This window comes from Amycolatopsis sp. NPDC003865 (genome assembly GCF_053605345.1).
Window position 1 is genome coordinate 90,915 of the sequence record NZ_JBSGJA010000020.1, and the last position, 26,256, is coordinate 117,170.

General features: G+C 66.7%; 20 protein-coding genes. 11 read left to right on the top strand and 9 right to left on the bottom strand.

Annotated elements, in window-relative coordinates; all coding sequences use genetic code 11:
- Positions 1–4 precede the first annotated feature (4 nt).
- Positions 5–3,217: an NACHT domain-containing protein gene (locus ACWEVP_RS37265; RefSeq protein ID WP_452067270.1), complete on the top strand. Its 3,213-nt coding sequence runs from the start codon at positions 5–7 to the stop codon at positions 3,215–3,217.
- Positions 3,218–3,331: 114 nt separating this feature from the next.
- On the opposite strand, the gene ACWEVP_RS37270 is transcribed toward ACWEVP_RS37265, so the two are convergent.
- Positions 3,332–4,267: a hypothetical protein gene (locus ACWEVP_RS37270; protein WP_452067271.1), complete on the bottom strand. Its 936-nt coding sequence runs from the start codon at positions 4,265–4,267 to the stop codon at positions 3,332–3,334.
- Positions 4,268–4,483: 216 nt separating this feature from the next.
- Positions 4,484–4,777, bottom strand: a complete 294-nt coding sequence (locus ACWEVP_RS37275) for a hypothetical protein (RefSeq protein ID WP_452067272.1) — start codon at positions 4,775–4,777, stop codon at positions 4,484–4,486.
- Positions 4,778–4,972: 195 nt separating this feature from the next.
- Here ACWEVP_RS37275 and ACWEVP_RS37280 point away from each other — a divergent pair, with 195 nt between their 5' ends.
- From ACWEVP_RS37280 to ACWEVP_RS37290, 3 genes are read left to right on the top strand one after another with little or no spacing between them, the layout of a single operon-like run.
- On the top strand, positions 4,973–5,296 hold the full coding sequence (locus ACWEVP_RS37280) for a hypothetical protein (RefSeq protein ID WP_452067273.1): 324 nt from the start codon (positions 4,973–4,975) through the stop codon (positions 5,294–5,296).
- A complete protein-coding gene (locus ACWEVP_RS37285; RefSeq protein WP_452067274.1) occupies positions 5,271–6,308 on the top strand; it encodes a hypothetical protein in 1,038 nt (345 codons plus the stop codon). The genes ACWEVP_RS37280 and ACWEVP_RS37285 overlap by 26 nt, the downstream gene beginning before the upstream one ends.
- Positions 6,305–7,027, top strand: a complete 723-nt coding sequence (locus tag ACWEVP_RS37290; RefSeq protein ID WP_452067275.1) for an amino acid kinase family protein — start codon at positions 6,305–6,307, stop codon at positions 7,025–7,027. The genes ACWEVP_RS37285 and ACWEVP_RS37290 overlap by 4 nt, the downstream gene beginning before the upstream one ends.
- A 739-nt stretch (positions 7,028–7,766) precedes the next feature.
- On the opposite strand, the gene ACWEVP_RS37295 is transcribed toward ACWEVP_RS37290, so the two are convergent.
- Positions 7,767–8,177, bottom strand: a complete 411-nt coding sequence (locus tag ACWEVP_RS37295) for a tyrosine-type recombinase/integrase (RefSeq protein ID WP_452067276.1) — start codon at positions 8,175–8,177, stop codon at positions 7,767–7,769.
- Between the two features lie 17 nt (positions 8,178–8,194).
- Here ACWEVP_RS37295 and ACWEVP_RS37300 point away from each other — a divergent pair, with 17 nt between their 5' ends.
- Positions 8,195–8,707 carry a hypothetical protein gene (locus ACWEVP_RS37300; protein WP_452067277.1) on the top strand — a complete coding sequence of 171 codons (513 nt, stop codon included), beginning with the start codon at positions 8,195–8,197 and terminating at the stop codon, positions 8,705–8,707.
- A gap of 88 nt (positions 8,708–8,795) precedes the next feature.
- On the opposite strand, the gene ACWEVP_RS37305 is transcribed toward ACWEVP_RS37300, so the two are convergent.
- Positions 8,796–9,314: a hypothetical protein gene (locus ACWEVP_RS37305; protein WP_452067278.1), complete on the bottom strand. Its 519-nt coding sequence runs from the start codon at positions 9,312–9,314 to the stop codon at positions 8,796–8,798.
- A gap of 88 nt (positions 9,315–9,402) precedes the next feature.
- Here ACWEVP_RS37305 and ACWEVP_RS37310 point away from each other — a divergent pair, with 88 nt between their 5' ends.
- The 6 genes from ACWEVP_RS37310 to ACWEVP_RS37335 all read left to right on the top strand — a co-directional run bounded on the left by ACWEVP_RS37310 (position 9,403) and on the right by ACWEVP_RS37335 (position 15,907).
- Positions 9,403–10,920, top strand: a complete 1,518-nt coding sequence (locus ACWEVP_RS37310) for an AlbA family DNA-binding domain-containing protein (protein WP_452067279.1) — start codon at positions 9,403–9,405, stop codon at positions 10,918–10,920.
- A gap of 422 nt (positions 10,921–11,342) precedes the next feature.
- On the top strand, positions 11,343–11,624 hold the full coding sequence (locus tag ACWEVP_RS37315; protein ID WP_452067280.1) for a hypothetical protein: 282 nt from the start codon (positions 11,343–11,345) through the stop codon (positions 11,622–11,624).
- Positions 11,625–12,137: 513 nt separating this feature from the next.
- A complete protein-coding gene (locus ACWEVP_RS37320) occupies positions 12,138–12,602 on the top strand; it encodes a hypothetical protein (RefSeq protein WP_452067281.1) in 465 nt (154 codons plus the stop codon).
- Positions 12,603–13,509: 907 nt separating this feature from the next.
- A complete protein-coding gene (locus tag ACWEVP_RS37325; RefSeq protein WP_452067386.1) occupies positions 13,510–14,157 on the top strand; it encodes a hypothetical protein in 648 nt (215 codons plus the stop codon).
- Positions 14,158–14,578: 421 nt separating this feature from the next.
- Complete coding sequence (locus ACWEVP_RS37330; protein ID WP_452067282.1) at positions 14,579–14,869, top strand: hypothetical protein; 291 nt, start codon at positions 14,579–14,581, stop codon at positions 14,867–14,869.
- Between the two features lie 867 nt (positions 14,870–15,736).
- A complete protein-coding gene (locus ACWEVP_RS37335) occupies positions 15,737–15,907 on the top strand; it encodes a hypothetical protein (RefSeq protein WP_452067283.1) in 171 nt (56 codons plus the stop codon).
- 54 nt (positions 15,908–15,961) lie between these two features.
- Here ACWEVP_RS37335 and ACWEVP_RS37340 read toward each other — a convergent pair whose 3' ends face one another.
- The 5 genes from ACWEVP_RS37340 to ACWEVP_RS37360 all read right to left on the bottom strand — a co-directional run bounded on the left by ACWEVP_RS37340 (position 15,962) and on the right by ACWEVP_RS37360 (position 26,096).
- Positions 15,962–16,909, bottom strand: a complete 948-nt coding sequence (locus ACWEVP_RS37340) for a cold-shock protein (protein WP_452067284.1) — start codon at positions 16,907–16,909, stop codon at positions 15,962–15,964.
- Between the two features lie 149 nt (positions 16,910–17,058).
- The gene (locus ACWEVP_RS37345) at positions 17,059–19,833 is read right to left on the bottom strand and encodes a pPIWI_RE module domain-containing protein (RefSeq protein ID WP_452067285.1); all 2,775 of its coding nucleotides are present in this window, start codon (positions 19,831–19,833) and stop codon (positions 17,059–17,061) included.
- A gap of 24 nt (positions 19,834–19,857) precedes the next feature.
- Entirely contained in the window at positions 19,858–23,301 is a 3,444-nt protein-coding gene (locus ACWEVP_RS37350; protein ID WP_452067286.1) for a pPIWI_RE_Z domain-containing protein, read from the bottom strand.
- Positions 23,294–24,472, bottom strand: a complete 1,179-nt coding sequence (locus ACWEVP_RS37355) for a pPIWI_RE_Y domain-containing protein (protein ID WP_452067287.1) — start codon at positions 24,470–24,472, stop codon at positions 23,294–23,296. The genes ACWEVP_RS37350 and ACWEVP_RS37355 overlap by 8 nt, the downstream gene beginning before the upstream one ends.
- On the bottom strand, positions 24,438–26,096 hold the full coding sequence (locus ACWEVP_RS37360; protein ID WP_452067288.1) for a PD-(D/E)XK nuclease family protein: 1,659 nt from the start codon (positions 26,094–26,096) through the stop codon (positions 24,438–24,440). Before ACWEVP_RS37360 ends, ACWEVP_RS37355 begins: the two co-directional genes overlap by 35 nt.
- Positions 26,097–26,256: the final 160 nt, after the last annotated feature.

Below are 26,256 nucleotides of genomic sequence, written 5' to 3' on the forward strand. Positions count from 1 at the left end.
GGCCATGGTTCGACGGTCACTCAGTTACGCCGATGCGGTACGCCTGCTCAGTCGCGGGGACAACAAGCTCCGCAACGCCTTCGAGCGGGTTGCCAGCTTCTTCATGTCCGACGCCACCCCCGGGGGTCTTGAGGTCCTTGCGTGGTTCGGCGCGAAGAACGAACTGGTGGGGCTGAGCAGGGAACTCGTCGCGAGGGCTGTGGCGCGCGGTGTCTCAGAAGACGACCGCGCAAGTCGCTTGGAAGCGGCCCACACGGTGATCGTGGTGGCGGCGTTCTTCGAGAGTCTCACCGAGGTTCGGCTGCCGATCGAGATCACCAGCAGGGAGCAACTTGCCCTGGCGGGAGCTGACCTGGCTGGAATCGGCGACTTCGCTCATCAGATCCAGTCGGTCGGGTGGGTCGTTCCCAGCCCAGTGCAAGCACGGGAGTCCTTCCGCACCGATCTCCACGTCTACTACCTCGAGCTCACCGACCGGCTGCACCAGTTCATCAGGGGCCTGTCCGACTGGGACGCACTTCCCGCCATGGAGCGGAGGAGGATCACCCGCGAGCTGGGTGAAACGGCCGACCGCGCCACAGACCGATATCAGGAATCATTGCGGCGTCTTGCTGCCGACTTTCCTGAGATCCAAGCGTGGGTCGGCTTTTGGGAGCATCGGCCAGACACGCCCGAAGGACTGCACGAACTAGCGACTCGAGGGGGCACGCCGGACGCCGCTGTCAGGAAGTTGGCCCTGGCCTACCGATCCGTGCTAGACAGTCCCATCCTCCGGTTCGACAACTCATTCGCCCCCGTTGTCTCTCCCACCGTCGAGCAGGCCTACATCTCTCCGATGTTCCGGTTCGCCGTCCTCAGTCGCGATACTCCCGTCAGCGACGAATCGTGGTGGATGAGCCAGCCACTTCGAGAGGACGTCGAGGAGTTCCTGGCCGCCTACCTGACATCTGCGGAGGCAACGCGGGCGCCGGTGATGGTGCTGGGGCATCCAGGTGCGGGTAAGTCACTGCTGACTGAGGTTCTGGCCGCACGCCTGCGCACTGATCGATTCCTTCCCGTGCGTGTTCCGTTACGTGCGGTATCAGCCGACTCCTACGTCGACGAACAAATTGAGCAGGCGATCCACATGACCATCGGCGAACCTGCCCGCTGGTCTGAAGTGGCTCTCGCGGCAGGTCGGGCGCAGCCGGTCCTGTTGCTGGATGGCCTCGACGAGGTCCTCCAGGCAACCGGAACTCACATTAGCTCCTACCTGCAACAGGTGCAGCGCTTCCAGCGCGACCAAGCTGCGATTGGACGTCCGCTTGCGGCGATCGTAACCAGCCGGACGATTGTCGCCGACCGGGTCGATATTCCCGCCGGCACCACCGCAGTGCGATTGGAGTCGTTTAACGAAAGCCAGGTGAGCTGGTGGCTCGACACTTGGAACCACGCCAACGCCGAGGTGTTCGCCCAGCGTGGTCTGTCCCCGCTTGTACTGGAGGCAGTTCTGGCCAACGGCGACCTGGCAATGCAGCCACTTCTGCTGCTTGCGCTCGCGCTGTACGACGCTGACGACAACGCTCTTCAGCGCCGTGATACGGATGTATCCCCTCATCGACTGTACGGACGTCTGCTGAGGACATTCGCCTCCCGCGAAGCTAGCAAGATGTACGACGGCTCGTCAGGACGGCACCTTGAGGATGCGGTTGACGTTGAGCTCAGCAAGTTATCCGTTGCGGCGTTCGCTATGTTCAATCGCGGCCAGGAGTCAGCCACAGACGTGGAGATCCAGGCCGACTTGGATGCACTCAGAATGGCCGACCCGCCACGGTCGCAACGGTCAACAGGACCCCTCGCGACCGCAGAACAGCTCCTCGGCCGTTTCTACTTCATTCATCAGTCACAGGCCTCCGCAAGTGATTTCTCGTCGCGCACCTACGAGTTCCTACACGCTTCGTTTGCCGAGTACCTCGTTGCCTGGTTCACCTGGAAGCAGTTGCTAGATACAGCAGCCATCGCGAACTACTCACGCCATCCAATAACGGGGGCACGTTTCGAGGATGATATTCTGCGGACGCTTCTGACCCATCGGCCATTGAGTTGCCGAATTCCTATCCTCACATTTCTGGAGGGCTTCGCCGGAGAGTCGCAGTCCGATCACGACAATGTGCGGCGAGTACTGATGACCCTGTTCCAGAACGTCGATCGCGAATCGCCGCACAGCGACCGGAATGTTTACGGTCCGCGCTCATCGGGGGGACCGGCCCGTTACGCGAACTATGCCGCAAACCTGGTGCTACTCAGCCTCTGTACCGGCGCTGTCACCGCAAGTGAGCTCTATCCGGACCGACCTGATCCCGTGACGGCATGGCGTGATCTGACACTATTCTGGCGCTCCCAGATTCCCGCAGATGGATGGCGGAGCCTGGTCGATATCGTGGCACTCGAACGCATCCAGGAAGACGGGCGGCGCGATGTCCGACTCACGATGGGATTCGGGCCGCAGCACCAGAATGTCGACTTGGCATGGATGCTCGTACTGGAACGTGGGCAGCGCGGCCATCAAATTTTTCATGCAAACATCGAGTCGACGGAATGGTTGACCAAGGAGATCCAATTCCAGTGCGGAGTTCCTGACGCCCTAATGCTTCACGCGCTGGAGCCACTCAGCACAGCTCTACCCGACACCGCGACCACCGTTGTCGGCAGCGATCAGAACGAGCTCCAGTCTGTTGCGCACGCTCTGATCGAAGTGTGGGTTAACCCATCGCCCAGTGCATACTCCGCAGCTGCGGCGATCGCTGCACCATCGTGGACAAGCGAGGAGAATCTTCGGTTCTGGAGCCTGTTGCTGGATCGGCTTTGCACTGGCGTCGGAGCGGACCCGGAGACGGCCGCGGCTGTGCTCACATCGTTCGTGGCAGCGGTTCACCAGGACGGACTCCGCACCCTCGCGGATGTCATGCTGCGGTGCGTGCTCACCTATCTCGGCCGCAACCGGGAGGCTGATCGCGTGCTGGCGCGGTTGGTCGACATCATGTTCGACGAAGGCCTCGAGTCCGCTGATTCTGTGCTCGCCGTCGACACGTTGGTGCGCATGTACGAACTGCGCCTGCCGGTAGCACGATCTCTGGAGGTGCTTCGTGGCGGATCGGCGCGACTGCTAAAGCAAGTCGCACCGATCCGTCCTGATCTACAGCTCCGACTGCAGGCGCTGATCGACCGGGAAGGATGAGCCACTGCGAACAGCGAGACCGCGCCACCTCCAGCAAAGCGACGAGCGAAGCGACCTCCTAGGACAGAAGCTGGCCCCCTTGGCGACCGGTGGGGCTTCTCACCCCACGAGTTGTCAACAACTCTGCACGATGTCAGGCGTCTCGGTGACAATCGTGGCCCCATCCGGCAGGTGCTCGCGCCACTCGTCCTTATACACGCCAATGTGGAGCTGATCGGCCTCGTAGTTCCTGCGCAAGTCAGCGCTGGCCGAACCGGCCGCTGCAATAAGGAGGTAGCGGCCGGTTCGGGTCCCGGAGTCTTTCGTGTTAGCGCCGATCGTCAACCCGCTGAACGTGACATCAACTGGCGCCTTGGCATAGAAGTGGTCCTTGTTTCCATTTTCCGGGGCGGCGAGCAGTTCCGCGACTACCCAAAGATCCTTGCCTGCCGCTCGGGCATCTCCGTTCACTGCGCCGGTCAGTGTTACCGTTTTGCTGCATCCACCCGGCGCACTGGGCATTGCCTGCAAGCGCGGCCGTGGCGCCGGCCCGGTCGTCGCCGGTGGAGCGCTCGTCAGTGTCGCCGAAGGTGGCGAGGTCGGTATCGTCGGGTCATCAGAGTTGGATGTCGTGACAGAGCCTGACGACAACCCGGCGACAGGAGGCGTCTTCGGCGCAGCCATAGGTTGCTGCCCGATCCCGTCCTGGGTCACAAGACCAATTGTCCCGCGCACCGCCCCTGGCACAACCAAGGTGACGGCTATCAGGCAGGCGATTGCGATCACTACCTGCCGTTTGGCGATTTTTTTGCTGCGAATTGCTCTCCGAACGGCTGACGCGATGGTGATCATGAGGATTGTGGCGAGCGCCAGCGCCAGGCCCCACGGGCCGATCGCGAATATCTGTCCGTATATGCCACCAAGGTCCGAAACCACTGCCACCACCGCAGCGAAGAAGCCGACGGCATAGAACTCGCGTTTAAAGGACCCGAACGTCTGACGAACTGTCGTCCACACGGCGCCGCGACCGGCGCTTCCCCGGTCGGCGGGTTCGGCGGGCTGCTCTTCCATGGACACCTCGTGGCGGCGTTTAGGTGATGACCATGTCGACGGGGCGTTCCGTCAGCCAGCACGTCGCTGTCCGACCTCAGTTCTGTTACAGCCGCGACCACTCGACCGGATACCCGACACCGTTCGCGGCCTCGTCAACAAGACAACTGCCAACCTCGCCGAACTTCTGGCGGCGCTCCACACCGCGCACGCCTCAGAAAAAACGACCCAGCAAGATCAGCTGCTGGCGTCGCGGGCGCGGGGCCGGTAGTGGACCGTGATCCGGTCGACTCGGCCACCAGGTGCGTGCAGCTTGAGGAGCGCTCCTCGTGCTTGCTCGCGGTAGATGAAGTGCGCGAGCTTGATCGCGCGGCGAACGACTTCACCGAGGTCGGCGCCTTCGGCCTCCGCGATCTCCTCCACCTGGTTCAACGTCTCACCGACCAGGGTGGCATTGAACCGCGACCTGCGCGCAGGGCTCGCCAGGTCATGCTCCGTCAGGTCGGTGGCACTGTCCATGGCTCCGGTCATTGACTCAACGCTACGGCACTCATACGTCATCAACAACGGCATCGGACGCCACAACACGGCAGATGTTGCTATGTGATGCACCATGAGGCCGCAAAAGTTGTCGCTTCCCTGTGGTGATAGCAGCGTTGACCTCTTGAGTGCGCCTCCTGGCCGGACGACGATACATGGAACGCCGGATCGAGTAGGGAGGGTCACGTGACGGATAACCGTCTATCAGCGGGCCCGCAAGGGCTTGACACCGAAGAGAGCGTCGTGATCGGCGCCACCCACGACGATGACCCGGTCGTCGAGCTCCACCAGGAGTCGGGCACCAGGAAGATCCTGGCGATTATCTATTCGATCGGCATGACCGTGGGCTTGTTCCTTGTCCTGATCGGCGGGTTGACGCACGCGTTCGACGCGGCCCTCGTCGGCACGGTCTGCGCCGCCTACGGCGGTGCATCCGGCTCGGTAGCGTTCTTCTACTTCAGGCACCGTGAAGGAGGAAGCGCCGATGCCGGACGTCGACCCCGTCCTTGATCCCGTGCTCGCTCGGATGGACTACGAGCTGATGCAGATGATCCGCAGCATGCAGGACCCGACCAGCTCGTTCGCCGAGATCGGCAAACGCTTCAACCGAGATGGCCGCACCGTGTCGCGCATCCTGCTCGAGTTCGACAAGGCCTACGAAGCCAACCATGGCCTGCACATCCTCCAACGCGACTCCGGCCGCCGCGGCTACCGCCTGACACAAGCCGGGCTCGTTCTCGCGAACAACCTGCGCCGCATCACCGAAATGATGCAGCAAGCCATCGAACAGACTAAGGCAGCCACGCGGTTCGTCCCGGTCGTCTGCACACAAAACTGCATGGACGAATACTTCGTCGCACTGCGGGACGCGATCCCCACCTCGGCAGGCTTCGAGATCCGACCCGACGCCCGCCGCACCGCCGAGATCAGACTGCGAGAGCGCAGCGAGCACGTGAAAGCCCAGGTCGGGCTCCTCTCGGCGATGATGGTCGCAGAACAGCGCCCCACCGTCGGCACCGTCGTTCCCTGGAGTGATCGCATCGAGGTTCTGCCACTGAAGGTCGAGCCGTTCCAGCTACTGGCCGGCGAAGATCTCGGATTCCGCGAACCCGTCGACATCCGGGAAGCAATCGTGTCAGGCGTGAGTTTCCTGTGCCCCGAAGGCGGCCCCGCCTGGGATTTCCTGGCACGCAGTTTCCCGGACTGGTACCGGCTCAGGCCGTTTCAGTACGTCCGCACGACAGACCTCGAGTTCGGCATGAAAAGCCTGGCAGCCAACGCAGTCACCCGGTCCGCCATGATCGTGCACGGCCTCCCCGACGACGCGCTGAAGATTCTCAAAGGCCGCAAGAACCTGCGGACCTACGAGATCGCGCAACCCGAAGATCATCAAATGGTCGCCGTCACCGGCGTGTTCTACGTCCACCCCGACCTGGCCGATGATCCCCACGAACACACCCCCCAGACCGAGGTCTGGGAGATCGCGAAGAAACTCTGGGTAGAAAGGGAAGTGATCATATGACAGCAGGTTCGCTCTACAGCCGGGTTGTGTTGAAGATCAGCGGTGAATCGCTGAGCTTCGCCGGCACAGCGCTGCACCCGCGCCGGTTCGACGAAGTCGCCATGTCGATCGCCGAGGTCCACGACATGGGCATCGACGTCATCGTGGTCACCGGCGGCGGCAACATCTGGCGCGGCACCGACGCGGCAGGCTGGCAGATCAGCTCCACCTGGGCCGACATGATCGGGATGTACGGGACCGGGTTCAACATCGCCGCGCTCGCCGCCCGGCTGGAGCACATGCACCGGCCCGTCGAAACCCTCACGCGCGGCAACACGACCGGCCTCGGCGACCCCTACACCACCACCAAGCTCGGCGACGCTCTCGACCACTGCAAGATCGTCCTGATCGCCGGCGGCATGGGAGTCACCGGAGTCTCGACCGACGTCGCTGCCGTCTCCGCCGCGATGGACGGCCACGCCGACGCGGTGATCATGGCCAAGTACGGAGTCGATGGCGTGTACGACCGAGACCCGCGCCGGACCGAAGGCGCAGTGTTCATACACGAACTGAACGCATCCGACGCCCTGGCCAAAAAGCTCGCCGTGATGGACGCAACGGCCTTGACCATGGCGCAGGCCGGGAAGATCCCGATTCACGTCATCCCGGCGGACGAGACCTCGGGCGTCCGCTACGTCATCGAAGGCAAGAAGTTCGGCTCGAAGATCCTTCCCGAGTAGCACGAGACCCGCCCGGCCCCCACCGCAATAGGTAAGGACGCCCCAATGCCATCTCAGGGCTCGCTGAGCGACCGCGCTATCAACCAGCGCCTACGGAAGCTTGCAGCGGAAATCAACGTACCGGCGTACGACCTCTTGCGCGTGGCGGGAACCCCGGCCGGCTTGCACCACGGCTTCCACCACCTGCTCGTCACCCCTTACCCACGGACAGGCTCAACTATCGCCATCCCGCTGCCGCGTCGCCCCGGCGACGAGCCGACAGACTGGATACCTCATCCCGCCGGCGAAAAGCCGGCATCTCGCCGATCTGACCAGCAGCCGTCCTAAGTCTTCGTCGCCGACGGCGGCAACGGCCAGCATCCGACCTACTCAAGGCCCACGAGCAGCCGCAGGCAGAGCCCACCGTATTCGACGCATTGGCGGCCGCGCACCGTGCACAGGCGAGCTCGGTGCACCGGACGGGGCTGGGACTACGCCGAGAACGCTCCCAGTTTACGTCTCTATGTTTGCGCCCGACTCCTGACGGCGGGCCACAGGCGTACTGCGGGATGCCCGGGCACAACGTCGTGCTCAAGACGGGTGTCGGTTCGGCGACCTGACGTCTGGCCGGCGTAACGACGCACAAGCCAGTCCCGTCTTCATACATACGCGGCATCGCTACACCCGCGTCCAGACCCCGCCGGCAGGACCTCCCCCCAGCCTGTCGGCGGCCCAGTGCCGACGCCCTTTCGCCACGGGGTCATGTCCTCATCACACGGCCATATCGCCCCCGGCGGCCCACGGGATACCGACTGATCCCGTCAGACAGCCGCGTACTGCGTGCGCGGGCGGTGTCCTCCCGGTGCCGTCGCCGAACCGGCTTCCGAAGCCGCCGCGCCAGCCGCCTCTCGGTGGTCAGGATCAGCTCGGCCGTGGCCCGTACACCACGGTGAGCGTGCTTGTCCAAGACGCTGGTGTCCGCGGTCAGCACGATGCTCGCGTGCCCAAGCAGAGCCTGGACGAACTTGAGGTCATTGCCAGCCGCCAACGCCAGGCTTGCCGCACCGTGACGCAGATCGTGCAGCCGCACCGGCGGCAGCCTTGAGGCGGTATTGAGCCTGCGAAACAGCTGGGTGAGTGAGCCGGTCCGGGTCCACCGGCCGGTCCCCATAGCCCGGGAACAGGAACGTGGCCGGTTCCGCGCTGGAAACGCTCGGGTTCACCGTGCGGGACCTGGACCAGGTTCACCCGGAAGGGCAGCGTCGCGAGGATCTACGGGTGAGCAACCCCGACGCGCCGGCATGGGAGGCGATTGTCGAGGTGAAGGGCTATACCGCCGGGGCCAAGGTCAATGACTTGAACCGTGTGCTGCGCTGGCAAACCCACTACGTCCGAGAGAACCAGCGGAATCCGGACGCGCTGTGGCACGTGGTCAACGCCTTCCGCCAGACCGACCCGGCCGCACGGCCGATTCCCATCCCGGACGCGGGCGACCTGGAGAACCTCGTCGAGGAGAACGGCGTCCTGATCGACACCCGTGACCTCTTCCGTGTCCAGCGTGATGTCGAGACCGGGTCGGCCGACCGGATCGCTGTCCGCACGAGTCTACGTGCCGCCACCGGCCGCTGGACGCACCCCGCCACCCTGTTCACCAGGTCCGACGCGGCACCAGCGTCAGCATCCGGTGAAAGGGACGCATGACGGGTTCGAGGAGGTGCCTGAACGGCCACGACCGCATACCCCTCGCGTGGTGACGCTGAGCGAAGGGGCGCCGTAGCGTCTTGGCCGTTCAGGGCTGATGTAATCGGCTGAGAATCTTGACAGGCAGCTCGGCGGCGGTGAGTCGGTAGCGGGCCCACTTGTCGTTCGCCGAATCGCGCATCGAGGCGGAGAACCGCAATCGGCCACGGCTGCTGGGCGCACCGGCCAAAGTAGCGAACTCGCCGCTGGGGATGAGCCAGGCGCAGATGATCCCGCCGACTGTGATGTCGATCGCGGCGAAGAGCAGGTCCATGTCCGGGCGCGGCCGGAAGGTCTCCTTGCGTACGAAGGCCATGACCGTGTCGCTCTGCACGAGCTTGCTGTCCGACATCCGGGCCTTGACCTGAACCGCGAGCGTGGCCGGGCTGTTACGGCGGTTGAACACCAGGTCGACGCCCTCGTCATCGACCAGCGAGGTCGAGACGTTCAGCTCACCGCGGGTGGCCAGGATGCACACCGACGCGATCAGGTACTCCGCTGCCTTGCCCATCCGCCCCGCCGAGGAGGACTTGGCCAGGTAAGCCGCGGGTTCATCGTCGATGTCCACTACGCGGACTCCGTTCGCCAGGTTTCGCCTCGGTGCATCGTCTTGATATTGACCACTCTGGACTGCGCGAGTAGGGCACGATGAGTACATGGCCGTTGTCGTGGAGCCCATCGTCACACGCGAGAAGCTGCTCGCGCTCCTCGCCGAGCAACACGAGCAGTCTGCCCTGGACTACAAGACGACACTCAACCTCGGCAAGGGCCACGCTCATGATCTCGTGGAGCTGGCCAAAGACGTCGCCGCGTTGCGTGCTGAGGCAGCCGGAGGCTACATCGTCGTCGGCGCAGACGACCACGGCAATCCGGTAGCCGACCTCACGCCCGACCTGGCCCGCCACTTCGACGAAGCCGTCCTACGCCCGAAACTGGAGAAGTACCTGGACCCGGCCGGCCTGCGCTGCGCGGTTCACGAGGTCGACGGCATGAAGCTGGCGGTGATTTACGTGCCTCCGGCCGAAGCCGGATGGTGCGTCTTCCGAGCCCCGGGTGAATACGAGGACAACGGCAAGAAGCACTACGTCTTCCGCGTCGGAGACGTCTTCGTACGCCACGGCACCAGCAGCGAGCACTGGACCGACGCGGACGTCCAACGCCTACTCAGCCAAGCCGTCGACCGCCGCAAGGACGCCTGGCGCCGGGAACTCTCCCTGGAATTCGCCGAACACGCTCGTCTCGGCCAGGCCGTGCAAGACCTCCGGGACCAGACCACAGCCGCGATCACGTGGCGCATCGACGCGGAGACCTTCGACGAGCTGATCATCGAACTCCTCCGGCGGGACGACGACATCCCTCTTCGGAGCCTGCTCGACCAAGCCGCACGCGACGCGGCGACCCTCAGCACCGCCCAGGACCGAGACGAATTCGACCAGCTTCTCGATCGAGTCACCACAGTTGCCGCGGTAACCCTGCACCAACAGCGCACCACCTGGTTCACCCAGTCCCTCAACGTCCTGCAACTCATCTACGAACTCGGAGTCGACGAACACGGCAACACCCGCGGCACCGCGTCGGCACGCCTGTGGTTTGCCGTCATCACGCGGGTCTACGCGCTAGGCGCCCTGGCGGTCCGCGAAAAGAATTGGGCCGCTGTGCGGGCGCTGGCCGAACGGCGCCCAGACGGCGCACGATTCGACTACTACGGCAGCTGGCTCCGTCACGCACTCACGGAGGCTTCTCGCGGAGGGCTCTTCGAAGGCGAAGAGACCGCCGGACTCCTGGCACGTGCGCACAACATCGTTCGCGACAACGCCGCGTTGCGCCCGGACCGCGAAGCCGACGACCCCGCGATCCTCAACAGCTTGATTCAATTCGACGTCTACGGCGCCTTCGTCGTGATCGGCGCGCGCGGCAGCACCGACGATAGCAACTTCTACACCAACTTCGCTCGCTACTACTCCGAGCGCAGCGCACCCGCTTTCCGGGCAATGGTGACCGACCGTGACGTGCGCGCACCGCTGTTCGATGGCAACGATCGACTCTTGGCTGCGGCGATCGTCGCACTCGCAACCCAGGCACGGCAGGAAGGTTTTCGTTACAGCGGCTGGATGGGACTCAACGACAAAGCCGTCAACGATTTCGTGAACATCCACCACCTCGACACCGCGTGACGCACCTCGCGCAGCGCACCGTGTAGCGCGAGCTCCCGGGCCGCCGACGAGCTCCAGCTCGCCGGCTGGGTGCTGCTGCCCGAAGTCGCGGCGCTGCCCGCGGTCGGCATGCTCATCCCCGGCACGGCCGTGCCCGAACCCGTGCTCGACCACCAGGGCGAGCCGATCGTCGGCATGATCCGGTGGGCCGGCGAGGCGAACGGCTCGACGGCCAGAGTGCGCGATGTGGCGTCTTGCTGGGGACGATCTGACCTGGCAGCAGTGCCGCACCGTTGCCAAGGCCAGTCGCTCGGCACGCACTCGCGCACCGGACGCCGCTCGCCTCGCTGGGGAACACGACGCCATCCGTCTTCTTGCCGAGTTTCATCGTGGCAGGCCCGCTCGGCGGAGTATCAGGCAACGAGCTGGAGGGAGGTCCCACCTTGGCGGGTCCCATCGAGATGATCGATTCGGAGATCGACGTCGTCCGGATTCCGCGGCCGCGGAGCATTCTGCGGCTGCTGCTCGGTCTCGTCCGTCTGCGCAGCGACCGGCTGAAAGCCAGCGATCGCGGCGCAACGATCACCGAGGTCGCCCAGGTCTTGTCTGAGTCCGGCTACGGCGGACGGGTGACGAGCCATTCCCCGGACGGTGACCGCTGGTCAGTTACCGTCCCCATCCCGGTCACGGATCCGCGGGCGCGAATACAGGCGGACGTCCGGTGAGCGAGGATCACCCGGACGCTGCTCCTTACGGAGACGAGGCAGTCAAAGCGCTGGCCACCCTGCATGGCGACCGTGCGTTGGCCATGTCGGCGCTTGTGTGGGTGATTGTGACGGTCTGAACTGGCTCTGGCTCAAACTCCGTGGCAGAACTCAGTTTTCGAGCAGGAGGCGGCGCAGGAGGAGATAAAGGTCCCGCGGGAGCCTTCGGAGGTGTCGCCGGTTTCCGGGACGGCTGGGTGGGTCCATCCGGTGGCGAGCTGATCGCTGCACTGGCTGCTACCCGGCGGGCACACCGCCGAGGTAGCCGACCGCGACCAGAAGGCGCGCGCCCGACGTCGGCTGAGTCTGGGCGCCATCATCAGGGCGTAGCCGGCGGCGCGGGCTCGCGCCGCCTTGCAGTCTGAGCTCCCCAAGAAGGAGCTCGAAGTATTGCAATTATACCTAGAAGAGTTGTACTCTTCTAGGTATCAGTCATCGCTAGATGGTCATAACTGTCAGATGAGGAGATTCCCAGTGATCGCTGTCCATTTGAACAAGACCTGGCCACACGTCCAGGCCAAGCACATGACCCCTGAGCACGCCACTCTCGGCGCCTGGCCGATTGCCGAGGAAAACCTCAGGCGCTACGGCGACGTGCTGCTCGGTGTGCACCAGAACACCGTGGTTGTCGCGTATGACATCACCGGCCACACCCGCGACGACGACAAGAAGGTGACCTTCACCGGCAAGCCTTCGAGCACCTGGGCTCATCTGGTGGGTCAGCCGACTCCTGCGAAGCCGTGGGGTGCGAAGGGGGATGCCTGGCCCGTGCGGTTCGTCGACACCGTGGTCGTTGCCGGCGGTGACGTCCCAGTTGAGGAGAACGCTGAGGGCCGCCGTGCCGTCATCGACGACGTTGTGCTCACCGTCGGCGCCGATCAGCAGGTGGTCGTCGTTGTTCCGCCGGGCCGCTCGATCACGGTCCGAACCACGGCCTGAGAGCGGACCCGCTTCCGTCCACGCCCTGGGAAGGCCCGTGGCGGGAAGCAAGGAAGGCGTGCTCACCCAAAGCCGCTGTGGTTGGGTGAGCAGACGTGTTCGCGCGACTATCTGATGACCGAGCTCTGGACGGCCCGTGGCCTGGCGGAAACCGCTCGTTCGACGTCCACGTCGCGACCCTGCGCATGAAACTCGCCAGGCCGGCACTGATCGAGTCCGAGGGGCGCCCCGGAAATCGGATCGGGTACCGGATCTCCAAGCCGCGCCCGGACTGAACTCGGACACGGGATTGTGGATCAGGACGGGCGGAACGGCATCCGCGACGGCCGTATCACGTCCCATTCGGTAAGGCGTCGCGATGTCGTCGCTCCGTCATAGTGACCATTCGCGACATGCCGTGTCGAGGTTTGACCTGCAGATGGCACGGCCTCGACACTCCGTCACGTGCGGCTTGGCGACCTCAGAGGTGAGCGCCCCTGAGCGTCCAGCGACGTTCGCCTTCGACTTTGCGCTCGTCCGGACCGAACCGTCGTTGGGTGGCGCTAGGCGTTGTGGTTCGGCGTCGACGGCTTCCTGCAGGAACTGCCGCAGCACACACTCATTCCCGCGGCTTGTCGACGCGTTGTGGCGCCAGCTGAACTCCCTGGTGTCGTGACATGGCGGGCGGACCGGCAGGCGTTCCGGACGGCCATGACCTGACGTGGCGAGAGCTCGCCGACGCGCGGCTGCTGGCATCGGTGATGCGGGGGAAGCCCCCGGATCCGGCGCCGGTCAGCGCGCGCCGGCCGCCCGACACGGCCGGCGCTCCGGCCACCGGTCCAGGTGAACCCGGCCCGCGCGGCGAACCCGGCGATGGCGCGCAGGGACCGCCCCGGGCAAACGACGGTGGCTCGACCTGACCGTCGTCATCGACGCTGCGCCGTCGCTCGCGCTCTGGCGCTCGACCGTCACCGAGTTCGTCACGCTCCTGGAACGGCTGGGCGCCTTCCGGTCCGTGCAGCTTCGCCTGCTGGACACCAGGAAGGCCGGGTACGCCGAAGACGGGACGGTCCTCGGCCCGGTGCTGCGCGGCGGCACGTCCGATACCCCGGCCCGCAGCCCGGCCGAGTTGCTCGACCCCTCCGGCAGCCGCTTGATGCTCGTGCTGACCGACGGCGTCGGCGACGCCTGGCGCCGAAACCTGGCCTCGCCGGTCCTCGCCCTGGGGGCACGCGCGATGCCGGTCGCCATCGTGAACCTGATACCGCAACGGCTCTGGCGGCGCGGCGGTCTCGAACTGCACCGCGCGCTCGTCACCGTGCGGGGCAGGCTCCGCTCGAACCGCCGCTACCACTGGGAGCTCCTCGACGGGTGGCTGGATCCCGAAGGCAGCGAAGAGCTGAAGGCGGGCGCGGTGCCGGTGCCCGTGCTGGAGCTCGGGCCGCGCTGGCTGCGCTGGTGGGCGGGGCTGGTCACCGGCGGCGGCGAACGGCTGACGGCGAAGGTGCTGCTGGCCCCGACCGTCCCCGGGTGGTGGAAGCGACCATTGAATCGACGCACAGTCACCGGTTCGTGACCGTGTGAAACGGGTACGCAGCCTGGCCATCGAGACGGTGTTGTAGCGTTTCGGCGATGACCACCCGGCCCTGAATCGGTTGCGGGAGGCGCTGATCGAGCCCGACAGCACTCCCAATCCGGACCCGGCGGCGGACACCGCCGAGGATGTCGCCCTCGAACGGGTGGTCATGCGGGCCCTGTCCGGCCCGTATCTCTCCCGGGCGGACCAACTCAACACGGCAACCGATCAGGCTCTAGAGACAGCAGTACGACGATCATTGAGAACGAACCGGTCAGTGACACTATTGCCAGCCGCGGTCTGACCGTAAGTACGACGCTCGTGACGCCCTCCAATCGCCGACACAATAGATCAATGCTGGAGGATTCTGATGTCTCCTGACCCAGGGCGGCGCTCACCATCGCCTTCGCAACTGTGGCTGGTGTACGTGTTCCTCGGCCTGGTGCTCGTTTTCGTCACGGCGGTTCTCATCCTCGTATACGAGGGTGCCCCGCTCGGGCTGGCTGTCACCGTGCCAGCTGCCGTGATCGCACCGGCCAGCGCGTCGGTGATGTTCCTGCGCAATCTCTTCCGCCCCGGGTCCGACGGGCAGGAACCGCCGCAGTTGCCGCCCATGACCGCTCTGCCGTCGATCGGCGCACCGCCGGAGGAACTTCCCGACACCGGGGATGCGAGCAGGCCGAAAACGGAAACCACCGGCACGGAGAGCTGACGATGGATGACAGGAATGCCGTCACCGAAATCTGTCTCTGGCCAATTCCGATTCCCACTTGCGGTTCCCACTTGCGGTTCCCACTTGCGGTTCCCACTTGCGGTTCCCACTTGCGGCCACCTGGCGGGAAGCTGATTGGCCGCTGCGCAAGCACAGTGTGTGACGGTGATCAGGGCATCGCCGGGCTCCGGTTGTCCGGCATAGATCGCAATCGGCAAGGCCCCCGTCTCGGTGTAGTGCGGGCACGCTGCGGCGGTCAACCACGGGCACAACGGGACGCGGACGAGAAGGCCGCAGCCACTCTTGGTCGTGTGCGGGCGGAGATAGCCGCGACTCGCCGCGATCGGGACGCGGAGATGTCGGCGGAGATGAACGCTGCGCGCCGGGAGATCGACCTGGCCTGTATCCGACGCGGAGGAACTCGCGGCCCGGGTGGGCCGCTTGTGGACCCGCGTGCAGGTGGCTGGGCACGGGGAGAACGCCCCGCGGATGCACGCAGCTCGCCGGGTTGTCGAGAACGATTTCCTGGCCGCGATGGCGGCTTTCGCCGACGCTGTCAACAGCAACGATGACGCCGAGGGCGAGGCAGGCTCGTGACGCGCGGCAAACGCGCCCGGGCACGGCAAGGACGAGCTGAACGCGCCCTGCAGGACGAGATCGCCTGACTGCGCGAGGAGATCGACCGAGAAACTGGGCGTGCCGCAAAGGCCCGCGCGGCCGCCAAGCAGGTTGCCTAGGCGCGGGAGCAGCTGGCACAGGAGCGGAGGCTGACCGCGCCGGCTCGCGCCCTACGCGGCCGAGGCCCGCCGCCGTGCCGAAGGTGCGATCCGGACCCGGGAGCAGCCGCCGGCCGACGTCGAGGCCGACATGACCCTGGTCCTCCCGCCGCGGCGGATGCGCTGGGGCAAGGACACGCCGATCTGGGTGCGCGCAGCCGGCGTGGGCGGCGGCTGGGCGCCCGGGCGCCTGGTCGAACAGTTCCTCACGGTCAGCGGGGACTGGTGGTGTTGTCCGCATGGGTTTGAAGCTGACCGTTGACTGCTTAGACCTGGTCAAAAAACTATGTGATCAGCCATCGGTGGGGCCGCCTCTTCAGAGGCGTTCGATGCGGTCGGCCTGCGGGCCCCGGTCGCTCTGACGCACCGCGTACCGGACCCGGTCACCCTTCTGCAGCGGCTCCGACCCCATGATCACGGACACGTGGACGAAGAGATCGTCGCCGCCCGCGTCCGGGGTGATGAAGCCGAAGCCGCGGTCGCCGTCGTAGCGCGCGACGACGCCCTCGCCGCCTCGTACGGGCACGTCCCGCGCCGCCGGCCCCGCAGCCGCGGCAGGTGCCGACCGCCGCGGCGCTGCCTGGGGCTCGGCGCCCCGGACCAGGTGCACGTCGCGAGCCTGCGGGCCCTTGTCTCCACTGGCCACCTCGTAGGCGACGCGGTCGCCCTCCGCGAGCCACGTCAGCCCCTCGGCCAGGGCCCGGGCGTGCACGAAGACGTCCCCGGCGCCGGAGTCGGGGTTGATGAAGCCGAAGCCCTTGTCCTCGTCGTACCAGGCCACCGTGCCGTCGGCACCGTCCGCGACACCAGCCGCAGCGGGTGCGCCGGCCCCTGCTCCCAGCGGGATCACGTGCCCGGCCTGCGGGCCGCGCTCGCCTTCGACGATCAGGAAGGCCACCCGCTGCCCCTCGGTGACCACGCCGCCGGTCACGATGGCGGAGCTGTGCACGAAGACGTCGGCGCCGCCGCCGTCCGGCGACGCGAAGCCGTACCCCTTGCCCGGCTCGTACCAGTTGATGGTGCCGAGCAGGCCCACGGCGCTGCCGGTGGCCGCATCGGCGGTGACGCGAACGCGCAGCGCCTGGGGCCCGCGGTCGTTCTCGCCGACCTCGAACACGACGGACTGACCCTCGCGGAGCACTCTCGCGCCGCCGTCCCCGACGATCTCGGAGGCGTGCACGAACACGTCCGGCGAGCCGTCCTCGGGCGCGAGGAAGCCGAAACCCCGTTCGGCGTCGAACCAACGGACGGTCCCTTGCGGCATCAAAAGCTCCAGGTCGAGAAGGCGGGCAATGGCCCCCAGTCTCCCTGACAGACCTCCGGTCCGTCGGGCCGGGCCCCACAGGCGAGCGGTGCGGAGCCACGGGCGGGCCGTTGGTTCACCTAGCGACACGCCGAGTTTCGAGACCAGGTCTAACTGCCGGCTGCGGTCGCCCCGGCTTGATCGGGTTGGGTGTCCGGCGTGTCGTCGGGTTCGTCGTCGTGCGGCAGTCCGTACTGGGAGGTGAGTTCGGCGATGTGCTGAATCAGGGGAAGAGCGAGTGCGTCACGATAGTCCTCGGCAGATCGCTGCTGGTGCAGGAACATGGCCCAATGTTCTGCTTCCACAGCATCCGAGAAGCCAATCATGGTAATTTCCAAGAGCTCTGGGTTCCAGGCGTTCTTGTCCGGACGAATTTCTTCCTTCCCTTTCGGGTTGATTCGGTGAGTGAGTTTCGTTGCTTCCACCGACAGCGTGTGGGTTCCACTCTTGTCGCTCGTGCTGTAGAAGACGGGGCTATTCTTTTCGACGTTTGCGAGCTTCCACAGTCCCTTGCTGATGCCGCCGGATTCGTCGTTCTTTGGCGCCCACCATTGAGGGGTCTCGTCGCGGTCGTTGGTGGCGATGCGTGCGATGTGGAGGTTTGAGCCGAAGAGGCGGATGCGTTGGGCCGGGCCGTTGCCGAGCTTGATGCGGTCGGCGATGAGGCCGCTGTTGGTCAGCCAGGGCCACCGGTTGCGGGTGTTCTGGGCGTGAGTGACGACGAGCGTGGGGGTGCCGCGCATGGCGTAGATCGTGTTCTGGACGAAGGCGGCGACGGCCTTGGTCTGCTGGTCAGCTGTGGCGAGGTCTTGGGGGCGTACCTGGCCGGTGAGTGCGACGAGCAGCTGCGGGTAAGGGACCCACTCGGTCATCTCAGGTGTACGGCCGAGGATGCACTTCTGCCCGGGGCGGATGAGGACCGCGACCGGCGTGAATTGTGGCCGATGTGTCTCCCCGGTTGCCTGGCGTTTGACGATCCAGAAAGCGAGCTGGTTGAGGCTGTCGGGGATCTTGTCGCCGACGGTGTGTTCGGGGATGAGACGCATGCCGAGCTGGCGGAGTCCGTCGGCCCATGCCGCCGCGACGCGGAACTCCGCATCGTCATCGGGATCGTTCGGGTTTCCTGGGGTGAAGAATTGGCTGACCATGCCGGCGTCGGCGCAGCCGAGCCGGATGGCGAATTTCGGGTCGGTTGTCCGTGGCTTGAACTTGTCGCGCCCGTCGAGCTCGACGAAGGTGATGACGGTTGCCTCGCCGAGTTCGGTGGCGAGGGTGCGTAGGTGGGCGGCGACGGCGGAGCGGCGGTGACCGATCGCGTCGATGTGTTCTTGGCCTTTCCGTGGCGCTCGTTCGCTGTGGCCCAGTGGTGCTCCCAGCGCGCCGAGTTCCCGGGCGTGGATGCGCACGCGGAGGTCGGGGGCGTTCCAGCTCCACACGTCCGGGCCAGCCGCTTCGCGGTAGTCGGCAAGCCCAAGGCTGGCTTCTGCGGCCTGAATAAGCTGGTTCCGCATATGGCTGGACTGGTACAACAGGACGGCGGTGAGGTCCCGGCCGTCGAGGGCGAGTGCCGCGTACTCGCGGCGGCGCACGGAGTTGTCGAAGTCGATGAGTCGGTTCGTTGCGACGGCCTGTTCGATGTCTTCGTCGGTTGCGTTCTGCTTCGGAACAGGCACTTTCGGGGTGAGGACCTTCGCCGGGTTCTGCTTGACCTTGCTGCGGACCAGGACCGGCGCCGGGATGAGTTCGGGCTCGAGCGCGGCGGCGGCCCATTCGGTGAGCCGGCGTCGTTCGGCGGGCATGAGCCCAGCGCCGACACCATGCCAGCCCATCATCGTGTGGTAGCTGGCGGCGCCTTGGATGCCGTCTCGTTCGTCGATCCAGGTATCGGCTTCCTTGGCGAAGACGTCGGCGGCGGGGAGGTTGTCGATGGCGCCGACGCGAGCAAGCATGCCCTCCGGTCCCCCTTGGACCCACTCGATCTGGCGGGTGCGGGGGTTCCAGGCGAACTGGGCGACGGCGAACCGGCCGGGCTGCTGGCCGTCTTCGATGAAGGGTTCCTTCGTGAGCAGGTAGGCCGACACCCGTTGGGTCCCGGACATCGACACCTGGCCGGCGACCCATCGTCGGATCCGGGTGCTCAGGTAGATCCGCGGGATCGGTGAGAACGGCACGGTGCGCAGCGAGACGCTGATCACCGCCGAATACCGCCAGTCCCGGTGGCTGCCGTAGCGGTTGCGGGCGTCCTTGTCCGTGACCTTGGTGGTGTGTTTCAGCGGCGGCCAGGACATCAGTTCGGCGCCGTTCGCGCGGGCGTCGACTGCGACCCGGTGGAACTTCACGTGTTCGCCGCAGAATTCGTAAGCCGGCTGGGCGGCGATGCGGTCGGCCAAGATCTCCGGCAGGACCCGGTAGAGCCGTGAAGCTGGGACGCAGGTGCCGCCCGGCGAGAGTTCGTGCTCGAGCAGGTCCACCGTCTCCGACTGCCAGCACAAGGAGTCCACGTCGAGGTTCCGCGCGGTCTCCCGGAACCGTTGGAAGCCCTCGGGGGTGGGTTGCAGGTTGCGCAGCCAGGCGTGCACCAGCCGGGCGAGGATGCGCGGTGGGTAGTCGGTCCGGCTGTAGAGCCAGGGCTCGGTGGCGTCGAAGGAGGCGTTGGCGTCGACGGTGACCAGGTCCGGCGCGACGGTGCGGATCAGCGAGTTGAGCGACCTGATCGGCACTTCTTTGATCTTGGCCTGTGTTGAATCGGACGTGCCGAACTTGTACAGGTCGAGGACGGGTTCGCGCCACGCCGCGGGGAAGGCCAGGGTGTGCAGGTCGAGCTCGTAGGGCCCGTTGTCGGGGTCGGGGATGAGCGCGGCGGGTTGGATTTCGTTGAAGACCATGGGGTTCCCTGTCGTGGTCGCGGGTCAGTCGAGGTCGCCGAGCGCCCGGTAGAGCGGCTCGTAGAGGGTTTGCACGAGTGACCGGTCGAGCGGGGTGGTCGTCGAGTCGTCGGTGAAGTACGGGTGGAGGACGGCGCGCATGCTGGCCAGCAGGCTGGTGTCGGGGGTGTCGGCGGCGTGGAATCCGGCCTGGCGGGGCGCGAAGGCCGCGTCGACGCAGACCACCCGGGCGGAGACACCGCCACGGACCAGCCGGCCGATCACCTGCCACATGACGACCAGCTGGTCCCAAGTGAAGCTGATCTTCTCGGTCGGGGTCAGGCTGCTCCACGCCACTTGGCGGGTGAGGAACCGGTTCCACTCCTGGCGTGCTCGCCTGCGGAACGCCAGCGCCGCCCGGTCGGGGGTGCCGGCGGCGCGGGCGTCGGTGTGGAAGGTGCGGGCAGGGTTACGGACCTGGCGAACGGCCCAGTCGTTGATCGCGTGGATGGCCAGGGCGATGTCGTCCGGTCTGGGGTGCGGGCGGGCGAGGAAGTAGACGCTGCCGATGGCGGCCTTGCCGCCAGGCAGGACGATGTTGTGGCCGCGCTCGACCGCCAGCAGCGGCGCCACGAGGATTTCGCTGCCGAGATCGGGAAACTTAGTCAGCTCGCCACGGCGCAGCACCATCCAGCTGTTGTCGAGATCAGCGTCGTCAGAGACGAGCTGCGTGACCCGACCGCTCCATTCCGGGATGCTGTCCAGATGCCGCGCGGCGTGCTTGGCCTCGGCATAGCTGCCGACGAGCAGCAGGATCCGGCGCCGGTCCGGGTCGTCGATGTCGGCCAGTTCCGCGTCGAGCATGCTCGGTGCGTCGCCGAGGCTGCGGTCCGGGATCGCCAGCTGATTGAGCATCTGCTCGAGGACCTTCTCTCGATCGTCCGGGCCGCTTCCGGACAGCCTCAGCGGCCTGGGCGGCGTGGTGCCGGGCCAGTACAGGAACTGCGTCCGCATCGTGGTGTCCAGGATCGCCGTGACCTCGTCATCGTGCGGCCGCAGGACGGCGTCGACCGGGGCGTGAACGTGGTAGCGGGTGGAGGTGCCGGCCCAGCTGGTCGCCGACATGAGTAGCACGTTCGGCCCAGGCCGGTCGTCGACGATGGGCAGGTCGGGCAGGCCGAGCAGCAGCTCGCGGCCGACGCCGCTGCAGCGGAAGAACCGCAGCTCCCCGCTCTGGTCGCCGTCGGCGGTGCGTTCACCGAGCTGGAACTGGAAACCCAGGACGTTGCCCATGGGCGATTCCGGCATGACCGGCTCGTAGTCCTTGGGCGGGCGCCGGGAGAGCACGTTGGACGTGGCTTCCAGGTTGAGCGCGGCCTCCACCCGGGGCCACAGAATCGTCATCCGGTCCAGCCGATGGTGCAGGGCCGCGAGGATGAGGGTGAGCTCGAAGCGCTTGGCATGGGTTTCCAGGTCGTCAGCGATGGCAGGGTCATGCTCGACGAGCTCGAGCAGGACCTCCCGCAGCCGCTGGCGGATCAAGGAGTCGCGGTGCGCGTGCAGCAGCTGCAAGGTCAGGTGCACCAGGGTGTTCGCCGCAGGCGTGACCCGATCGGCCGGATCCCCAGGTGTCCGTTCCTCCAGCGGGTCGTCGCGGAACTGGTCAAGGACGGCCTCGACATGATCCATCCGGGCCTGCCGCTGGTCGCGGCCCGGTGCCAAGGGGCCGGCCGCGGTGGGATCGTCGTCGTTGTGCCCGATGAGGTCGGGAAACCAGGAGCGGATCAGCCACTGATGCAGCGTCATCGCGTTGAAGTAGTCCGCGGTGATCCAGCTGCGCAGCGGCGGAGTGCCGATGAGCAGGGAGTAGAGCCGATCGGTGGCCGCCGAGACGGTGTCGATGGCGCCAGTCCAGTCGTCCACGTCCTGGGCCGACAGCTGCAGTCGTCCGCGGCGAGCCAGCTCGGCCACCTTGTGGCCGGCGACTTCGTCCAGCCACGAGTTCGGCGACCGGCCCGCCAGCGTGGTGGCCGGGGCGAAGGCGCGGTCGAGCTGCATCTGGACGCGGTCGGCTTCGTCCACGATGACCAGGTCACTCAGCCGGCACGCTGCCTCCAGGTGGCGGAGACGCTCGGCTTGCAGAGTCGGCGGCAGACCGCTGTGGACGAGGCTCGCCGGGGTGGCGACCCAGATCTGGGCATCGACCAGGCGACGGGCGCCGTGGTGGCGGGGACACACCGTCCACAGGGGGCAGCCGTGCCGCTTCCGGCGCCCGGTTCCGGTCGAACGGGCAGTGTCGTTTCCGGCGGTGACGAGGAGGTCGTCCGCGTCGGGATCGGGGCGCTGGACGGGGTAGAGCGCGGTGCAGGGTGCTTCGGCGATCCGCAGGGGCTGGCGTGCTTCCACCCCGCGCAGCGCGTCCAGCGGGCAGGCGCTGCTGAGGTAGTCGAAGCTGGGGTGGTCGTGGCCGAGCATGGTGTCGGCTCCGGCTGAGGCCATGCGGCGGTGCAACCGTTCGAGGTTGCGCTCGCGCGTGGAGTGGCCCAGGACCGGGGCGGCGTCGACTCCGAGGCGGGTGAACTGGTCGACGATCGCGAGGGTTTCGGCGACGTCCCCGACGACGATCGTGATGCGGCGTCCGGTCTCGGTGGCAGCCCAGAAGGCGAGGATGTCGCGCAGCGTCGATTTGCCGGCGCCCACCATGCCGACCAGATTCATCAGCCGATCGACCCGCAGACGCCCATCCTGGGGCTCGGCGAACTTGCCGCGGGCGTCGTCGCGGATCAGCAGCTGCACACGGCGCAGGCGACGCGCCCACTCGTTGGCTTTGCCGGGCAGGTTCTGCTCGATCGCGTCCATCTTGGCCGCTGCGTCTTCCAGCTGCTCCCAGGTGACCTCCACCGGCGCGCCGCCGCACGGGGGCAGCCCGTCAAGGTCGTGCCCGATTGGTGCCGGGATGTCCGCGAGCAGCTCTGCCGGGAAGGTGACCGAGTAGCGCCGGTCGCGCACATAGAACTCGTACTCACCCGGCTCCGCGAGCGGCAGCGGCTGGCGAGCGAAGGCCGGCGGGGTGGTCAGCAGCGCTTCATACACCTCGAACCGGTCCGCCGCGCGGCTGGGCTCGCGCTGCTCCGGTGCGCTGTCGATGCCGGCGAGGCGGTAGCCGCGGAGTTCCTCGGGAACGCGCAGGTATGCCTCGACCGCGCGGATCCATTCCCGGCGGCGGCGCATGTCCCACAGGTAGTGCCGGCCGTGCATCACCCGAAGGTGTGTATCGGCGGCCTGGGCGCCGAACACCTCGCTGTAGGGGTAGCCGCCGAACAGGGTCCAGGCATCCTGCGCGGTGTGCCCTGGCGCCGCCGAGCAGAGCAGGTACAGCCCGAGCTCCACGTCGAGCATCTGCCCCGGCCGGAAATCCGAGAGAGTCTCCGGCCAGACCGGGGTGAGCTGGCCCAGCAGACGAGCGTGCCATCCACTCCGTTCACGCATTGGCTGCCCCCTCAATCTTCGCGGTGACTTCGCTGCGGCCGGCGCGGCGCAGTTCTCGATCCACCCGGGCCAGGAGCTCGCGGTCGGAGATCAGGTCGACCTTGCCGGTCAGCTCGTCGGGACGGTGATGGGCGAACACCCGGCCGTAGTCCTCGCGCTCGTCGAATCGGTACTGCGGCGCGACCAGGAAACCCTCGTCGTAGGGCGGGTCGTGCCGCAGCGGCGCAGCGCCGCGGCCGAGCAGCGCGGGGTTGGCCCGGTCCTTCACGTCGATCGCCCACACGCGCCCGCGTGGCAGGGTGATGCGCAGGTCGTAGGCGTCGAAGTTGGGCCACATCTGCGGGCGGAGCCCGCGCTTAAGCAGCTCGGCTTCGAGATCGGTCTCCGCCAGGCCGGGGCCGGTGATGAACATCCGCATCGGCCGGTTGAGCTGGTACAGGCCACCACCCCGGCGCGCCTCGACCAGCTTGCCGACCCGGGGATGCTGGTCGCGCTGGCATCGGTCCAGTTCGCAGACGTAGCGGTCCCGGCCGATCGGCGCCAGCAGACACCCGCACCGCGCGCACAGTGCGTAGGCGCCGTCGCGCAGGTACGACGCCGGCGCGGGCTCATAGCAGCGCTTGATCGTGTCGTGCAGCAGCTCCAGGTCCAGGTCGTCGTCGGCGATCGCGGCGCGTTCGGCACCGGTCAGCACCGGCTGCCGGATCAGCAGCCGACGGAACGCCGTGTAGGACTCGGGGGCGTTCGCGGCCCGGCACTCGGCGATCGCCGTCAGCATCAGCTGGTTCTCGACCTGTTCGGCGGCGACGTCGCGCGCCGCGACCCGCCACTCCCAGCACTGCTGGGTCGGCGTGTGCGTCTGGTCGTCGACCAGCACGGCCCCGCCGCCGTCGAAGTCATCCGGCAGCGTCCATGGCCACGGTTCCTCACCGATCGGGTGCTGTGCCGCCCACCGCACCATCTCCGGCACGCTCGCCGGCGGTGTCTGTCCTTTCCGCAGGCACAGCAACACGAGCTGGTTGTAGGTGTTCTGCACCGTGGCGTCGTAGACGGGCTCCTGCGGATCCTGTTGCTGCGAGAGCCGCACGATGGCGCTGGCCACCATCCTCACCAGGGGCTCGCCCTCGAAAACGGATTCAGCTCTCGGCTGCTGTTGCTGACGCGGCACCACTGGGGTGGTCCTTCCCGTTCCCGTCCGGGCCGGGGTAGCTCGGACACCACAGTGATACCGGACACCACCGACAGTTTCGGCTCGCTCGTGCCTCGAACGAGTGGTCCGCACGCCACGCGGTGGCCCATTCACGCAGCACCGCGCGAGCCGTCTCCACCCGCTCGTCGTCAGTGGGGTCGATCAGCACGATCTCCGCACCCGTCGGACGCAAGATCTCCAGTTCGACCCGGCCCGCGCCGCCGGGACCGAGCCCGCCGGCAGCCAGCACCGCCACGCCGAGCGCGAGCTGGGGGAATTTCCGCAACGGGTCGCCGAACGACTCCGGCGCCTTCTGGGTTGTCTTGAGCTCGCGCCAGACCCACTGCCCGGCCTCCCGGTACACCAGATCAGGCCTTGCCAGCACGATCGCGCGCGCCGTCGTGTCAGCAAAGGTCAACCGCGGCTCGACCTGGACCGAATCGATCTCCGGCGCATCATGAAACGGGCACACCTCGACGTGATGAGCCAGCATGCGGATACCGGCGTCCGCCAATTCGCCGGCCGCAACGTCCCACTTTCCAGCGGACCAACTCGAACCGAGCACCGGCAGATCATCTCGGCCGCACGGGGTCGGCTGAGCCTCGTGCGCCGCCTCCAGCCACGCATGCACCGCCTGCCCCAGCTCCGCCTCGGCGCTGTACTCGTACGCCCGCGGCAGGTGAACCGAACGCAGGTACGCCTGCGCCGGACACTTACGGTAGTACCGAAGCCCGCTGATTGACACCGTCCGTAACGGCCCCTGCGACGGGGCGAGTCCTAGCAGCCCAGGAGTCCGGACCGGCCCGTCGCACACCGTGACTCGCTTGCAGCTGGCGCACCCCGAGCCCGGAACCGCGTCACCGCCCGCCACGATCGTGCTGACCTGGCGCCGGCCGTGCTCGGCGAAATACTCCTCGACCTCCTCCGCCGTGCCATCGAAGCACGGCTCCATCGAGCCATCGAGCAACCCGACGTCCACCACCCGCACGCGCTCCGCGCCCGCGCGGCCGCTCGGGCTGAAGGGTTCCGACCACGGATCCGGCCAGGACGCTGGCGTGCCGAAGGCGGCGGCGTAGGCCGCGAGGGCGATCTGGGTCGGGTCCCGCTCGCGAGTCGCCACGTCGCCCAGCCGCAGAAACCGGAACTCCCGTAGCCGGCCGTCCGTCGACTCGTACCGGCGACCCCAGGCGTACAGCTCCCACATCACCGAGGTCGTCATCCGCTGCGCCACCCAGAACTCGCGTACGGGTCTCAGATTGACCTCACGTCGCCGGCGCGACGCAAGGTACATGTGCGTCGCGTGTTCGGCAAACCGGCTGATCCCAGGATGCGTCGGCTTGCCCAAACGCTGGACCTCCGAGATAGCCTCGTCCGCCGATGACTCGTCGAACTCGACCTTGTCCAGGGCCGCCATCACCGGGCGAAGCACGAAATCGTCCAACCGCTCGTAGGGAAAGCGGCTTACCGAGGGTGACCTCGGCCGAGACTTCCACCCCAACGACGACGGACACGTCCATTCACCCGCACGACCCGCGCCGGCCCCTACACGAACAAGATCAAGTACCGGCAGCGCGGCGTTTTGCTGCTGCGCTTCCTCGGCACTCACTCACGCCCCCTGGGCGGCGCACGAGAAGAACGGGTCGCGATCAGCAATCCACACAACGTTACATCTTATTGACACGATCACCACTCGTGAGCCACGACGCCACGGATCACTCAATCGGCCCAGACCGAAACGCAGTCGGTGATGGCACCGCCTATCGCCC